The organism is Hamadaea sp. NPDC051192 (genome assembly GCF_040682475.1).
Taxonomy (GTDB): domain Bacteria; phylum Actinomycetota; class Actinomycetes; order Mycobacteriales; family Micromonosporaceae; genus Hamadaea; species Hamadaea flava.
In genome coordinates this window covers 21,010-34,757 of sequence record NZ_JBFBAZ010000044.1, presented here as the reverse complement: position 1 = coordinate 34,757, position 13,748 = coordinate 21,010, and the positions used below count along the sequence as shown (strand labels likewise).

Here is a 13,748-nt window from a genome sequence, read left to right as displayed (position 1 = left end):
CAACACGGGCCTGACAGTTCGGATCAGCTCGGATCAGCGCTTCTCATACATCTGCGGGGGATACCAGGTCTCGGTCTGCAGGGGTGCGTCGTCGGTCAGACGGTTGGAGACGAGCCGGCGGCTGAGGTGGCCGCCGTGGTGGCCGTGCTGCGCGTAGTGATCCAGCAGCAGGCTGTGCCCCAGGTCGTTGTTCAGGTCGCGCCAGACCGTGTGCAGATGCTGGCCGGGTGACACGGCGTTGTCGGCCTCCACCAGCAGGCCCGAGGTCGAGATCCGGTAGTAGTAGGCGGTGTCGGCCCCGGTGCCACCGGCCCAGGCGAAGGTCAGCTGGTCGGGCCGCTCGGCGAGGACCTGGTCGCGGTACTGGGCCGCGATGGGCTCGCAACTGGTGTCGATGTAACGCATCAGGAGGTCGCGTACGGCCCGCAGGTGGTCGCCGTCGAGGTCGGCGCCGCTCACGCCGGACGGGGCGGCTTTCACGAAGCGCAGCTTCTCCCGGTCGTCGTCGGTGATGGTGTAGCCGGGGATGCCCAGATCCACGTTGTCCGGCCACTCCTCGGCCCCGACCTTGGGGACCTGCCGGGTGACGCAGTCCGCCGGTGCCACGTCGTGGACGATCGCCCGCGTACGCAGGTCGGCCGGCAGCGAGTGCAGGAGATCCAGGGCCATCCGGCAGTTCTCGCCGAGCGGGTCGAGTACGCCGGCCGGGATCGGCATGGCACCCATGGCCAGCGGCGTCACCGTGAGGTACCGCTGCGCCACGATGGTGAAGCTGAGCGACAGGTGGTGGCCGGTGACGCGCCAGCCCCAGGTGTCCTCGAACGCGGGACGGCCGAAGAAGCTGAACCAGTAGGCGTCGGGGTCGCGGAAGTCCCCGGCGATGACGCCGAAGCGACGGTCGACGGCCTCCAGCTCGCGCAGCATGTTCTCGGTCGCCATGACCGACAGTGCCTGGCTGTAGCCGCGCAGGCTCAGCCCGGTCTTGAGCAAGGTGTGGGCGATCGTCCGCTGGTGGCGGTCGAGGGCGTACAACGGGACGCCGACGCGGTCGGGCCTGGGGATGAAGTCCCAGTCGACGCGCCGCGGGTCGGCCATGTCCGGCACGACTGCCTGCGTACGCAGCTCGGGGCTCAGCGAGTTCAGCAGCGCCCAGGTCGCGAACAGCATCTGGCGGATCGTGTCGCGGGCCTCATAGTTCATCGGTGTCACCTCGGTCGTGCTCATGCGAACGGGTTGGGGGTGAGGGTGTACTTCGTCTGGAGGTATTCGTGGATGCCCTCGTCGCCGCCTTCGCGACCGAGCCCGGACAGCTGCCAGCCGCCGAACGGGGCGGCGGCGTTGGACACCGCGCCGACATTGAGACCCATCATTCCGGTACGCAGTCGCTCGATCATTCGCTGGCCGCGGGCCATCGACTCGGTGTAGACGTAGGAGACCAGCCCGTATTCGGTGTCGTTGGCCAGCGCCACGGCCTCGTCCTCGTCGTCGAAGGAGACGATGCCGATGACGGGGCCGAAGATCTCCTCCCGCAGCAGGGCGCTCCCGCTGGGTACGTCGGCCAGCACGGTCGGGGCGAAGAAGGTGCCGGGCCCGTCGATGCGCGTACCACCGGTGTGCACGCTGGCACCGCGGCCGATGGCGTCGCCGACCAGCTGTTCGACCTTGGCGATCGCCTTGTCGTCGATGAGCGGGCCGATGGTGACGCCGGGTTCCGTACCGCGGCCGACCCGCAGTTCGCGGACCCGCTGGGTGAGGCGGCGGGTGAAGTCCTTGGCGACGCTGCGTTGCACGAGGAAGCGGTTGGCCGCGGTGCAGGCCTGGCCGATGTTGCGGAACTTGGCAAGCAGCGCGCCGTCGACGGCCTTGTCCAGGTCGGCGTCGTCGAAGACGACGAAGGGCGCGTTGCCGCCCAGCTCCATGGAGGTACGCAGGACGCCGGTGGCAGCTTGGGCGAGCAGGTGCCGGCCCACCGGGGTGGATCCGGTGAAGGAGAGCTTGCGCAGGCGGGAGTCGGCGATGACGGCTTGCGACATCGGACCCGGGTCGCCGGTCGTCACGACGTTGACCACGCCCGGTGGCAGCCCGGCCTCCTCCAGCAGCTGCGCCAGGTAGGTGGTGGTCAGCGGGGCCAGCGCGGCGGGTTTGATCACGACGGTGCAGCCGGCGGCCAGCGCGGGCGCGATCTTCCTCGTCGCCATCGCGAGCGGGAAGTTCCAGGGGGTGATCAGGTAGCAGGGGCCGACCGGGTGTTGGGTCACGATCATCCGGCCGGTGCCTTCGGGGTTGGCGCCGTAGCGGCCGGGCACGTGCGCGGCGATCTCGCTGAACCAGCGCAGGAACTCGCCCCCGTAGACGACCTCGCCGCGAGCCTCGGCCAGGGGCTTACCCATCTCCAGCGTCATCAGCAGCGCGAATTGCTCGCTGCGGAGCATCAGCAGGTCGAAGGTGCGCCGCAGAATCTCGGCCCGCGTACGCGACGACGTGGCCGCCCATGCGTCGGCGGCGTCGCAGGCCGCGTCCAGGGCAGCGAGGCCGTCGGGGATTCCCGCGCTGGCCACTGTCTTGATGACGCGGCCGGTGGCGGGGTCGTGCACGTCGACGGTCGCGCCGTCGGCGGCCGGCCGCCAGTGGCCGCCGATCAGCAGTCCGTCGCGTACGGAGTCGAGGAGGGCGGCCTCGTTCATGACTCCTCCCCCACAGCCGGCTCACCGAGCACGGCCATCAGTTCGCAGTGGACCAGCGCGCCGCCGTCGAGCCGCGCGGCGATCACCTGGCGGGCCGGACGCGACTGCGGGTCGGGGAACATGGCTGTCCACTGCCGGTTCAGCGGCTCCCGGTCGGCGGGGTCGGCCAGGTGGAACGTCATCTTCACGATGTCGTCGGTCGTCGCCCCGGCCGCTGCCATCAGGGCCTCGACGTGGCCGAACACGTTGGCGCACTGCTCGTCGAGGGTGGCGGGCATCTGCTGGGTGGCGGGGTCTCGGCCGGTCAGCGCCCCGGAGACCAGGATCGGGCCGACCTGGCTGGCCACTGGAATCGGGTTGGCGTGCCGGAATCCCGGCAGATAAATGCTTCTGCGTCGCGCCATGGTTCACGGCTCCGCGACGATGCGGTTCTCGATGGCGCCCAAGCCGTCGATCTCGGCGCGTACGACGTCACCGGCTTGCAGGAAGGTGCGGGTAGGCGCGCCGATGCCGGACGGAGTACCGGTGGCCAGGATGTCCCCGGGCATCAGGGTGAACACCTGCGTCAGGTACGCGATCTGCTCGAAGACGTTGTAGATCATGTCGTCGGTCGTGGCGTCCTGGCGTACCTGGCCGTTGACGGTCAGCCGCATGCGCAGGCCGTGCGGGTCGGCGATCTCGTCGTCGGTGGTCAGCCACGGTCCGAGCGGGCCGTGGGTGTCGAACGACTTGCCGAGGGTGAAGGTGGGCGAGCGCTTCTGCAGCCAGTCGCGTACGGAGACGTCGTTGGCCACGAGGTAGCCGGCGATCACCTCGCGGGCTCGGTCAGCCGGGACGTTCTTGCAGCGCCGGCCGATCACGACGGCCAGCTCGATCTCGTAGTCGAGTTCGTCGGAGATCGCGGGTTTGACGACCGGATCGTGCGGGCCGACGATGCAGCTGACCTGCTTGTTGAACCACAGTTGGCTGGTGGGGATCGGGATGCCCGCTTGCCGCGCCTCCTCGGCGTGCTCGCGGTAGTTCATGCCGATGCCGAGATATTTCTGCGGGTCGTCGATCGGCGCTTCGAGGACGACGTCGGCCAGCGCGTGGCGTACGCCGTGCGCCGCGAGGATCTGGGGCCGCAGCTCGGTCAGATCGGGCAGGATGGCCCGCAGCGACGTTCCGACGAGGTCGGAGATGTCGGTGAGCTGGTCATCGTCGACGCGACCGAGGCGGGTGGGGCCGTCTGGCCGGTGGAACCGCGCGATCTTCACGTGTTGTCCTTGTCGTTGTCCGTACGCGCGGCGAGGCTGGCCCGCTCGGCTTCGGTCGGCGGCCAGACGTGCTGCCCGTCGGGGGTCATCTGGAAGCTGACGAACCGCCATCGGTCGTCTTCGCAGCGGCGCAGGACCTGGATCGCGGGCCCGGCGACGGTGCGTTCGCCGCCGTCGGGGTTGCGCAGCCGGTTGACCAGCCGTCCGGTGACGACGGCGACATCGCCGATCAGCCGGATCACCAGCTCACCGCGCGTCATATCCAGGTACGCCTGCCGCGTCGCGACGTGTTCGAGCAGCTGGGCCTTGTCGTGGGTGAGCCCCGGTGCGTGGGTGTGCAGCAGCGAATCGTCGAAGAGATCGGCGAGCGCGTCGAGGTCCACCGCGAGCAGGGCCTGCTGCCGTCTAGCCTCGACGGCGAGGATCTCGGCTCGGGTCGCCTCGTCGGCGAGGACAACTGGATGCGTACTCATCTCACCTCCTCGTCACCGGTTGGCGTGCTCGGTCCGGAAGCCGGTGGCGGCGCCGGCTTCGTAGCCGGGCCGCGGCTGGCCGACCAAGGCGTGGTACTTACTGAAGATCGCGTCGGCTTCGCTGAGCGGCAGGACGTCCTCGATGTCGGTGAACCGCTCGCCGCCGGTACGGTCCTCCACCATTCGCCGGATGACCTCGTAGCCTTCGCCGCGGTGCGCCATCACGATGCGGTTGACCGCCGCCAGCCGCTCGCTTTCGAAGGCCTGCAGGGCGGTGGGGACGTCGTCGATGGTGGCGAGTTTGGCGGCGAGCACGGCGCCGTCGACGATCGCCTGGCAGGCGCCGTTGCCGCCGCGCGGATACATCGCGTGCGCCGCGTCGCCGATGAGCACCACTCGGCCATCGATCCACGTTTCCAGCGGCTCATGCCGGATCAGCGGGAACAGGTAGACCTCGCGGGCATCGCGCATCATCTGCTGCACATCGAGGTACGGCAGGTCGCACTGGTCGTAGTAGGGCAGGATCTCCTCGACCGTGCCGAGCTGGTTCCAGTCCTCGACCGACTCCTCACGGGTCGCCTCGACCACCCAGTTCACCAGGACCTTGCCGGTGCCCTCGAAGTTCTCGGCGATGGGGTAGACGATCATGCTGGAGGTCTGCGGCGCGCCGATGTGCAGGATGGTCCCGCCGCTGCCGAACGGCTTCATCAGGGTCGTGCCACGCCACATCGTGATGCCGGAGTACACCGGTTCGGCGTGCTCGGGATGCATCTGCTGGCGTACCACTGATTTGATGCCGTCGGCGGCGACGACCAGGTCCGCGGTGGCCTGGAAGTCGTTGCCCGCCAGGTCGCGCAGGTCGAGCGTGACCTGGTCGTCGTGGTTGGTGTAGCCCAGGCACCGCACGCCCTGCACCACGCTGTCGGCTCCGAGGCGCGCGACGACGGTGCGGTAGAGCAGCATCTGGAGGTAGCCGCGGTGCACGAACCGCTGCTCGTGCAGATATCCCATATGGACGCCGCACAGCTCGGCGTAGATCTCCTGGCCGTACTTGTTGAAGAAGATCGAGTCCTTGGCGTCGACGGAGATCGCGCGGAACTCCTCCAGCAGGCCCAGTTCCTCGATCTCCTTGGAGCCGTAGACCTTGACGTCGATGCCGACGCCCAGCGGCTTCAGCTCAGGCACGGTTTCGTAGATGCGGGGGCGGAAGCCCTGCTGGTGCAGGCGTAGCGCGGCGGCGAGCCCGGCCGGGCCGGCGCCGATGACGGCGATGTCGAGCGAGGCGTCAGTCATGGGATCGGTCATTTCCTTGCGGGGTCAGGAAGTCGAGGAATTGCGGGTCAGGAAGTCGAGGAACTGCGGGTCAGGAAGTCGAGGAACTGGGAGGTCGCCTGTGCGGCCCGGGCGGCGCTGCGCGGCGAATAGGCGGCCACGTCGGAAGCCGCCGCCGGATCGGTGAAGGCGTGTCTGGTGTGCCCGTAGAGGTGGACCTGCCAGTCCACTCCGGCGTCGGTGAGCGCCGACTGCACTGACGCCAGCCGCTGGGCTGGGGCCATGGGATCCTCGGCGCCGGTGCAGATCAGTACGCTGGCCGAGCCTGCCCGGCTCCAGTCGTCGCCGAGCAGGTCCAGGCCGCCGTGCAGGCTGACGATTCCGGCCACGTGGGCTCCGCTGCGCAGGTATTCCAATGCGGACGTGCCGCCGAAGCAGTAGCCCAGCAGGCACAGCGGGCGGCCGGCGTACTCGGGTCGGCTGGTCATGGCCTCGTGGGCGGCGGCGATGCGGGCGATCCACCGGCCGCGGTCGGCAGCCATGCCCTTGATCAGCGGTCCGGTCTCAGCACCGGAAGCCGGCTGGAACCGGTCGCCCCACACGTCTGCGACGAACACCGGGCGGCCTTCGCGGGCGAGGTCGTGGGCGATGCCGATCATCCGCTCGCTGACCCCGAACGCGTCGTGGATCAGCAGGATCGCCGGGGACGGTGTGGCGTACGCGGGCGCGCAGAGGTAGCCGAGCATGCGTACGCCGTCGTGCCAGTATTCGACATCCCGCGTGACCAGGTCTTTCATGGTTGGCTGTTCCCTTCGCCGGCGATCGCGGGGCGGTACGCCGGCTTGTTGCGCGGTGGTGACCCAGATGTGTCGGCCCCGTGTCCACCGGACCGTACGTGAAATCATGTACGATTTCAAGTACGACTTGACAAGCCCAAGATTGGGACTTGCGTCACGACGCCAGCCGTGTATGGTTTCGCCAAAGTAAATCGCATATCACTTCGTACACGATTTCGGTGCGGCGTAGCTGACGCTGGACGCCGAGTACGACAGGAGCGTCCCCTCGCATGTCAGAAACCTCGCAAACACTCCCCTCGGCCGTACCGGACGCCGCACCGAATCAGGCCGCGGCTACGCCCGCCTCGGTGCGTACCGGACCCGGCTGGTTCGCCCGCCTCGCGGTCGTCGGGGTCTGGGTCCTGCTCGCGGCGCTGTTCGCGGTCCTGGTGCCCGAGACCTTCCTGACCGAGGGCACCTTCCGGGTGGTGTTCGGCAGCCAGCAGGCCCTGGTCTTCCTGACCGCGGCCCTGCTCTGCACGATCGTCGTCGGCGAGTTCGTCGACATGTCGGTGGCGTCGAACTTCGGCCTCGCCGCGATGCTGGTCGCCGTCCTGACCGTCAATCACCAGTGGAACGTGTGGGCGGCCACCGCCGTGGCCGTCGCCGTCTCCCTCGCGGTCGGCGCCGTCAACGGCTGGCTCGTGGTCAAGGTCGGCGTCAACACCATCGTCGTCACCCTCGGCATGGGCACCTTCCTGCTCGGCATCGCCCTGTGGCTGGGCGACCTGATGCCCGTCAGCGGCCTGCCCTCGTCGTTCAAGCACATCTCGCTGCAGCCGGTCCTCGGCCTGCCGATCAGCTTCTTCTACGGCCTGGCGCTGATGGGCGGCTTCGCCTACCTGCTGCGCTATACGCCGCTGGGCCGCAACATGCGCTTCGTCGGGGAGAACCGCGAGGTCAGCCGGCTAGCCGGCATCCGGGTGGCCCGCGTACGGCTCGGCGCGTTCACCATCGCCGGGCTCATCGCCGGCATCGGCGGCGTGCTCTCGGCCGCCGCCACCGGCGGGTTCGACCCCAACGTCTCGCAGAGCTACCTCCTGCCCATCTTCGCGGCGACCTTCCTGGGAACCGCGGTCCTCCAGCCCGGCCGGTTCAACCCGCTCGGCACGCTGATCGCCGTCTACTTCCTGGCGACCGGCGTACTGGGCCTGCAACTGCTCGGCGCGACCTCCTGGGTCTCCAACGTCTTCTACGGCGGCGTCCTGGTCGTCGCGGTCACCCTCTCCACCGTGCTGCACGGCCGGTCCCGGTAACCCGGCCGCCGCAGTCGCCCTCGCCCTCATCCCGTACCCATCAGGGAGGCCCTTTCCATGAGATACACCCGTCTCGCTCCCACCAGCCGCGCCGCGCACTCCTTCGCCGCCGTCGCCACGGTCGCGGTGCTCGCCGCGTCGCTGACGGCCTGCTCGGACTCCGCCGACCCGGCCGCGCCGACCGAGACCACGGCGGCCAATTCCGCGCTGGCCGGCGAGGTCACCGCGCTCAGCCAGGCGCAACAGGCCTACACCGTCCCCACGGAGACGCTGCCCGACGTCTCGTCGCTGGCGGGCAAGACCGTCTATTACATTCCGGTCACCGCGCAGTCGCCGCAGTTCGCCGTCACCCAGAAGGCGCTGACGGCGGCGCTCACCGCGGTCGGCGTCAAGATCCAGGTCTGTGACGGCAAGGCGACGCCGACCGACATCAGCGCCTGCGTCAACCAGGCCGTCAACGCCCGCGCCGGCGCGATCATCACCGACGCGATCCCCTACGGCCTGGCCGCCAACGCCTTCGACGCCGCGCAGACCGCCGGTGTTCCGCTGGTCAACACCAACCAGCTGCCCAACCAGAACAAGCCCGCCTCCAAGACCTTGGCGTACATCCCGGCCAGCGGCGCGGCCATGCAGGTGGCGCTCGCCAAGTGGGTGACGCTCAACTCGAACGGCAACGGCCGGGTGCTGATCAACCAGGGCACCGACGGACCTGCGCCGGCCGTGTTCGTCGCCGCGGGCAAGGAGACCTACGCCAGGACTGCCCCGGCTGCAAGATCACCGTCAATGAGATCTCGTCGGCCAACTTCTCCCTGATCGCGCCGTCGACCAGCGCGGCGCTGCTCAAGGACCCCAACATCGGCTACGTCGTCTCCCAGTTCGAGCAGTACCTCCAGCCCACGCAGACCGGCGTGCAGCAGACCAGCCGCACCGACATCAAAGGCCTGACCGGCTCGGTCCAACTCAGCGGTCTCAAGGCGCTCAAGTCCGGCGACTTCTTGTACGCGGCCGCCGGGCAGGCGTCGGCGTACCAGGGGTGGGTGGACGCCGACGTGGCGATCCGCCTCATGCTCGGCGCTTCGGTGCCGCAGTACACGATTCCCGTGCGGCTGTTCACTCGCGACACCATCGCCGGAGTGAACTTGACCGCGGAGGCGGAGGCCTCGGGCGAGTGGTACGGGCCGGCGACCTTCACCGACGGCTTCAAGAAGAGCTGGGGATTGTCTTGATCAGCCCCGAAACGACGCCGGTGCGGGACGAGACTCCCGCGCCGGCGCCACCCCGCCTGTCCCTCGACCACATGTCGATCACCTTCGGGCGCACCCGGGTGCTGCACGACGTCGCGTTCGACGTGGCGCCCGGCGAGATCCATGCGCTCATCGGCCAGAACGGTTCGGGCAAGTCCACGGTCGCCAAGATTCTGACCGGCCTGTACGCACCGGACACCGGAACGCAGATTACGGTGGACGGCCGGCCGATGACCCTGCCCGTACGCCCGCAGGAATGCCGGGCGCGGGGCGTCGCCGTCGTCCACCAAAGCCTCGGCCTGGTCGGCGACGCCACCGTCCTGGAGAACATCCGGGTCGGCCGCGTACGCGGTTCCCGGTGGCTGCGCCGCATCGACTGGGCGCACGAGCGGGCGGCAGCGGAGGCGGTCTTCGAACGGCTCGGCCGCCGCATCGCGCTGGACAGTCCGGTATCCGCACTGCGCGAGGACGAACGCGCGACCGTCGCCATCGCCCGGGCCCTGCAGGACTTCCAGCCCGGCAGCGGGCTCATCATCTTCGACGAGTCCACCCGGGCGCTGGGCCGGCAGGCGCTGGAGCAGTTCTTCCTCATGCTCGACGGCATCGTCGCGACCGGCACCGCGGCGCTGCTGATCACGCATCGGCTCGAAGAGGTCATCGAAGCCGCCGACCGAGTGACCGTGCTGCGCGACGGGCGTACGGTGGTCGCCGGCCGCCAGGTCGAGGGCCTGGACAAGGCCGGTCTCGCGGCATTGATGCTCGGCCGTACCGCCGACGACCTGGCCGAGCGCCGCCCGAGCGCACCTGCCCTGTCCGGCGAGCCAGTACGCGTGAAGTCGCTGGGCGGGCTGCGCGTCAAGGACCTCTCCCTGGACGTACGCCCAGGGGAAGTGGTCGGGCTGACCGGATTGGGCGGCTCGGGCTATGACGACGTCCTCTATCTGCTCGGCGGGATCACCCGCGCCGACCGCGGAACCGTCACCCTGCCGCAGGGCGATGTGGACGTTCCCGCGCTCACGCCCGCCAAGGCGATCAGCGCCGGACTGGCGCTGGTGCCCGAGGGCCGCGAGACCGCGGGTCTGGCCGCCGGGATGAGCCTGGCCGAGAACCTCGCCCTGCCGCAGACCTGTACGCGGCCAGGAATCCGTCCGCTGAACGCGGCGTCGGAACTGGCGCTGGCGAACCGGTGGATCGAGCAGCTCGACATCCGCCCGCCGCGTCCGCACGCCGAGATCCGCACCTTCTCCGGCGGCAACCAGCAGAAGGTGTTGCTGGCCAAATGGCTGGCCACCGGGCCGAGCCTGCTGTTGCTGCACGAGCCGACCCAGGCCGTGGACGTCGGGGCCCGGCACACGATCGTCGAGGCGATCCGGTCCGCCGCCGCGTCGGAGGGGCGCGCCGTCCTAGTGGCCAGTTCCGATGAGAATGAGCTGGCTCTGCTCTGCGACCGGCTGCTGATCTTCCGCGACGGCGCCGTCTGCGACGAGCTGGCGGGCGACCTCACCCCGGACTTGATCGTTAAGACCATCTATGCCAAGAGCGCACAGGTCCGGCTGCGCTCTCGGATGCCCACCGAATCCTGATCCCCGCCGCGCGAGAGCCACACCGCACGAGAAGCGAAAGAGAGAAAGCGCAATGCCCGTAGTCGACATCAACATCCACCACCTCCCCGAGGATCTGTTCACCAACCCGAAGATCCTCAACGGCTTCCTGAACAGCGCCCCCCGTGGCTTCGGCGAGATCGCCAGCGTCACGACCCTCGACGACGGGCGGCACCAGCTGATCCTCGAGAAGCCGGCCGGCTACCAGAACCTCAACTACGTCGAAGGCGACTACTCCGCCGAGGCCAAGCTCGCCGCGATGGACGACGCCGGCGTCGACTACGGCGTCCTGCGCGTACCGGTGTGGCAGGAGTGGCTGGACCTGGACACGTGCCGGGCGGTGAACGACAACGCGTACGACATCGTCCAGCGCTCCAGCGGGCGGCTATTCTCCACCGCCTGCGTACCGCCGTGGGGCGGCAAGGAGAACATCTACGAACTTGAGCGCTGCGTCAACGAGCTCGGGGTCGTCGGTGTCCAGCTGGCCTGCCACTACGGCCAGCTCTACCTCGACGACGCGGTGTTCGAGCCCTACCTGAAGGTCATCGAGCGGATGGACCTGCCCGTGATCGTCCACCACACCCCGTTGCCGGTGGAGTGGCGGTCGGTCATCGACTATCAGAACCTGCGCCGGGAGTACGGCCGGGTCGTCGACCAGGCCACGGCGGTCGGCCGTGAGCTGTTCAGCGGCATGTTCGACCGGATGCCGGGCCTGCGCTTCATCCACACGATGCTGGGCGGCAACTGGTTCTCCAACACCGCGCTGCTCACGCCGCACCAGTCCAACAAGAAGGAGGCGATCACGCGGCTCGACCCGACCGGCGGCGAGAAGATCAAGTCCTGCCTGGAGAACAACATCTTCTTCGACCTGACCCACCCGCACTCGTGGGGCAAGGACCAGATCGAGTGCGCGCTGAAGGTCAACGGCGCCGACCACTACATGTTCGGGTCCAGCTTCCCGGTCGTCTACGGCTGGATGAGCCAGGGCGTCGACTTCCTCCAGAACACCATCGAGGTCACCGACGAGGTCCGTGAGCAGGTGCTCTACGGCACCGCCAAGCGCCTGTTCCGGCTGCCCATCTGACCCGGGAACCACGCACCGCGCAGGCGTGCGAGGAAAGGAGGAACCGCATGGACGGTACGCCCGACACGGATATCGACGGCTTCTTCAGTGCCGCCCGGGTCACCGGCCGCACCGACGCGGTCGAACTGCCCACCGACAGCTACCTGAACCATCTGTTCGATCTCGACGACCCGAAGTTGGCGGGCGCGCGCGGGATGGACTACGAGGAGTTCACCCGAGACCGTTACCAGGCGCCGTTCCTGCGGGACCTCCTGAACCAGTGGAACGTCCTCTATCGCGAACCGTTCGTCGGCATCACCAGCGACGGCCGCGTACGCGAGAACCTGTACGCCCTGCCCGAGGACGACTCGGCCGGCCCGGAGCCCGCCGTAGCCGCGCACCGGCTGCTGGACCTGCTCGACGACGAGCAGCGCCGGCGCGTCGCGTACGCGATGGACGCGAACGAGTGGCGGGCGTGGAGCAACCCGGAGTTCGTCATCCACCGGGTCGGTCTGCGGCTGGAGGATCTCGGCGACAAGGCGGTCGCCGCAGTCCTCGACGTCGTCCGTGCCAGCCTGAGCGCCGAAGGCTACGAGCGGGTCTGCACGGCGATGTCCCTCAACGGCTACCTGGGCGAACTGGTCGACCTGCCCACTGTGATGAACGAGCGCAGCTACTGGTTCTCCCTGTTCGGTACGCCGGATGCGCGCGAGCCGTGGGGCTGGCAACTGTTCGGGCACCACGTGGCGGTCAACTTCGTCAGCGTCGGCGGCCGGCACGTGATCGCGCCGGTGTTCCTCGGCGCCGAACCGGCGCAACGGGATGACACGCGACCGCCGTTGTTCGACCATCGCGAAAGGACAGCGCTGCGCCTGGCCGGCTCGCTGAACGAGCGGCAACGGAGCCAGGCGATCGTGTACGCGTCCGTGCTGGACCCGGCGATGCCGGCGGGCCGGGTGCACCCCGCCGACGAGCGGCATGTGGCCGGGGCCTTCCGCGACAACCGAGTCGTAGCGTACGAGGGCATCCGGGCCGGCGACCTCGACGACGAGCAGCGCGACCTGCTGCGTGAGCTGGCGGCCGACTTCCTGCTGTTACTCACCCCGGCACAGCGCGACCGTACGCTCGCCGAGTTCGACGCCTGCCTGACCGAGACCTGGTTCTCCTGGTACGGAGCGACGGACGGTACGCAGCCGTTCTACTTCCGCATCCACAGCCCGGTCATGCTCGCCGAACTCGACCACCACGCCGGGGTCTGGCTCGCCAACCGGCTGCCGGCCCGATTCCACGTGCACACCACGCTGCGCCACCCGAACGGCAACGACTACGGTCGGGCCCTGCTCGCCCGGTGGCGCGAACGCGACGGTCAGCGATGACCGCCCGCACCGGCCGCCTTGGCCAGCTCCGCCTCATGCTGCGTGACGGCAGCGACCGTGTTGATCTCATGCTGGCGTACGGCCGCCTCGATGTCCTCCGGGGCGGCGCCCGCCGCGATCAGGTCGACGATGCCTTCATGCTCGGCGAGGGACGCCTGTGCCCGGCCGGGCGCGTACCAGAAGGCCGACTTGCGGATCAGTTCCAGCCGCGCCCATTCGTTGACCACCATCGTCAGCAGCCGCTCGTCCCCGCATCGCGAGGCGAGCAACTGGTGGAACTCACGATTGAGCCGGCCGAACTCGGCCGGGTCGAACCCCGCCAGCGCCTCGCCCATCCGCCGGTTGAGCGCCCGGGCGGCGATCAGGTCGTCCCGGCTCAGATCGGGCGCCGACAGCGCCGTGGCGTAGCCGCCCAGCCGCGCCAGGATGTTCAGGCCCAGCTGCCAGGCGTTGGTGTCGAAGGTGCGCACGACCGCGCCGACGTTGGGGATGATCTCCACCCATCCCTCGGCCTCCAGCCGGCGCAACGACTCGCGCCACGGCACCGAGCTGATGTGGTGTTCCCGGACCAGCTGGTCGATGACCAACCGGTAGCCCGGCCCGTAGGTGCCGTCCATGATCCGTTCCTTGAGGATCTGGAAGGTCTGCTCGGCCTTGCTGGGCATGACCCCCACCCCCTTACCGGCC

The 13,748-nt window shown here is 69.0% G+C and carries 14 protein-coding genes; 6 read left to right on the top strand and 8 right to left on the bottom strand.

What is annotated here, in order from left to right; translation table 11 throughout:
• Positions 1–33: 33 nt before the first annotated feature.
• From AB0M47_RS20205 to AB0M47_RS20175, 7 genes are read right to left on the bottom strand one after another with little or no spacing between them, the layout of a single operon-like run.
• Complete coding sequence (locus AB0M47_RS20205; protein ID WP_363415694.1) at positions 34–1,224, bottom strand: DUF3500 domain-containing protein; 1,191 nt, start codon at positions 1,222–1,224, stop codon at positions 34–36.
• Positions 1,221–2,684, bottom strand: coding sequence for an NAD-dependent succinate-semialdehyde dehydrogenase (locus AB0M47_RS20200; RefSeq protein WP_363415691.1), 1,464 nt, complete (start codon positions 2,682–2,684; stop codon positions 1,221–1,223). The genes AB0M47_RS20205 and AB0M47_RS20200 overlap by 4 nt, the downstream gene beginning before the upstream one ends.
• The gene (locus tag AB0M47_RS20195) at positions 2,681–3,088 is read right to left on the bottom strand and encodes a RidA family protein (protein ID WP_363415688.1); all 408 of its coding nucleotides are present in this window, start codon (positions 3,086–3,088) and stop codon (positions 2,681–2,683) included. The genes AB0M47_RS20200 and AB0M47_RS20195 overlap by 4 nt, the downstream gene beginning before the upstream one ends.
• Before the next feature lie 3 nt (positions 3,089–3,091).
• Positions 3,092–3,940 (bottom strand): fumarylacetoacetate hydrolase family protein, encoded by an 849-nt coding sequence (locus AB0M47_RS20190; protein ID WP_363415685.1) that lies wholly within the window; start codon positions 3,938–3,940, stop codon positions 3,092–3,094.
• Entirely contained in the window at positions 3,937–4,413 is a 477-nt protein-coding gene (locus AB0M47_RS20185; RefSeq protein ID WP_363415682.1) for a nuclear transport factor 2 family protein, read from the bottom strand. Before AB0M47_RS20185 ends, AB0M47_RS20190 begins: the two co-directional genes overlap by 4 nt.
• A gap of 12 nt (positions 4,414–4,425) precedes the next feature.
• Positions 4,426–5,706, bottom strand: a complete 1,281-nt coding sequence (locus tag AB0M47_RS20180) for an FAD-dependent monooxygenase (protein ID WP_363415679.1) — start codon at positions 5,704–5,706, stop codon at positions 4,426–4,428.
• A gap of 47 nt (positions 5,707–5,753) precedes the next feature.
• Positions 5,754–6,482: a dienelactone hydrolase family protein gene (locus AB0M47_RS20175; protein WP_363415676.1), complete on the bottom strand. Its 729-nt coding sequence runs from the start codon at positions 6,480–6,482 to the stop codon at positions 5,754–5,756.
• A gap of 269 nt (positions 6,483–6,751) precedes the next feature.
• Between AB0M47_RS20175 and AB0M47_RS20170 the strand changes: the two genes are divergently transcribed.
• From AB0M47_RS20170 to AB0M47_RS20145, 6 genes are all read left to right on the top strand, one after another.
• On the top strand, positions 6,752–7,777 hold the full coding sequence (locus AB0M47_RS20170) for an ABC transporter permease (RefSeq protein WP_363415673.1): 1,026 nt from the start codon (positions 6,752–6,754) through the stop codon (positions 7,775–7,777).
• A gap of 57 nt (positions 7,778–7,834) precedes the next feature.
• Positions 7,835–8,590 carry a substrate-binding domain-containing protein gene (locus AB0M47_RS20165; protein ID WP_363415670.1) on the top strand — a complete coding sequence of 252 codons (756 nt, stop codon included), beginning with the start codon at positions 7,835–7,837 and terminating at the stop codon, positions 8,588–8,590.
• Positions 8,591–8,685: 95 nt separating this feature from the next.
• A complete protein-coding gene (locus AB0M47_RS20160) occupies positions 8,686–9,003 on the top strand; it encodes a hypothetical protein (protein WP_363415667.1) in 318 nt (105 codons plus the stop codon).
• Entirely contained in the window at positions 9,000–10,604 is a 1,605-nt protein-coding gene (locus AB0M47_RS20155; RefSeq protein WP_363415664.1) for a sugar ABC transporter ATP-binding protein, read from the top strand. The genes AB0M47_RS20160 and AB0M47_RS20155 overlap by 4 nt, the downstream gene beginning before the upstream one ends.
• Positions 10,605–10,656: 52 nt before the next feature.
• Positions 10,657–11,706, top strand: coding sequence for an amidohydrolase family protein (locus AB0M47_RS20150; RefSeq protein ID WP_363415661.1), 1,050 nt, complete (start codon positions 10,657–10,659; stop codon positions 11,704–11,706).
• A 47-nt stretch (positions 11,707–11,753) separates the two neighbouring features.
• Positions 11,754–13,061 (top strand): DUF3500 domain-containing protein, encoded by a 1,308-nt coding sequence (locus AB0M47_RS20145; RefSeq protein WP_363415658.1) that lies wholly within the window; start codon positions 11,754–11,756, stop codon positions 13,059–13,061.
• Here the strand turns inward: AB0M47_RS20145 and AB0M47_RS20140 are convergent.
• Complete coding sequence (locus AB0M47_RS20140; protein ID WP_363415655.1) at positions 13,052–13,726, bottom strand: GntR family transcriptional regulator; 675 nt, start codon at positions 13,724–13,726, stop codon at positions 13,052–13,054. The genes AB0M47_RS20145 and AB0M47_RS20140 overlap by 10 nt on opposite strands.
• Positions 13,727–13,748: the final 22 nt, after the last annotated feature.

What these genes read in the sequence shown, in the direction of transcription:
- AB0M47_RS20150 (WP_363415661.1), top strand. Translation starts at nt 10,657, where the DNA reads ATGCCCGTAGTCGACATCAACATCCACCACCTCCCCGAGGATCTGTTC.
- AB0M47_RS20175 (WP_363415676.1), bottom strand. Translation starts at nt 6,482, where the DNA reads ATGAAAGACCTGGTCACGCGGGATGTCGAATACTGGCACGACGGCGTA.
- AB0M47_RS20140 (WP_363415655.1), bottom strand. Translation starts at nt 13,726, where the DNA reads ATGCCCAGCAAGGCCGAGCAGACCTTCCAGATCCTCAAGGAACGGATC.
- AB0M47_RS20145 (WP_363415658.1), top strand. Translation starts at nt 11,754, where the DNA reads ATGGACGGTACGCCCGACACGGATATCGACGGCTTCTTCAGTGCCGCC.
- AB0M47_RS20165 (WP_363415670.1), top strand. Translation starts at nt 7,835, where the DNA reads ATGAGATACACCCGTCTCGCTCCCACCAGCCGCGCCGCGCACTCCTTC.
- AB0M47_RS20200 (WP_363415691.1), bottom strand. Translation starts at nt 2,684, where the DNA reads ATGAACGAGGCCGCCCTCCTCGACTCCGTACGCGACGGACTGCTGATC.
- AB0M47_RS20205 (WP_363415694.1), bottom strand. Translation starts at nt 1,224, where the DNA reads ATGAGCACGACCGAGGTGACACCGATGAACTATGAGGCCCGCGACACG.
- AB0M47_RS20180 (WP_363415679.1), bottom strand. Translation starts at nt 5,706, where the DNA reads ATGACTGACGCCTCGCTCGACATCGCCGTCATCGGCGCCGGCCCGGCC.
- AB0M47_RS20195 (WP_363415688.1), bottom strand. Translation starts at nt 3,088, where the DNA reads ATGGCGCGACGCAGAAGCATTTATCTGCCGGGATTCCGGCACGCCAAC.
- AB0M47_RS20170 (WP_363415673.1), top strand. Translation starts at nt 6,752, where the DNA reads ATGTCAGAAACCTCGCAAACACTCCCCTCGGCCGTACCGGACGCCGCA.
- AB0M47_RS20185 (WP_363415682.1), bottom strand. Translation starts at nt 4,413, where the DNA reads ATGAGTACGCATCCAGTTGTCCTCGCCGACGAGGCGACCCGAGCCGAG.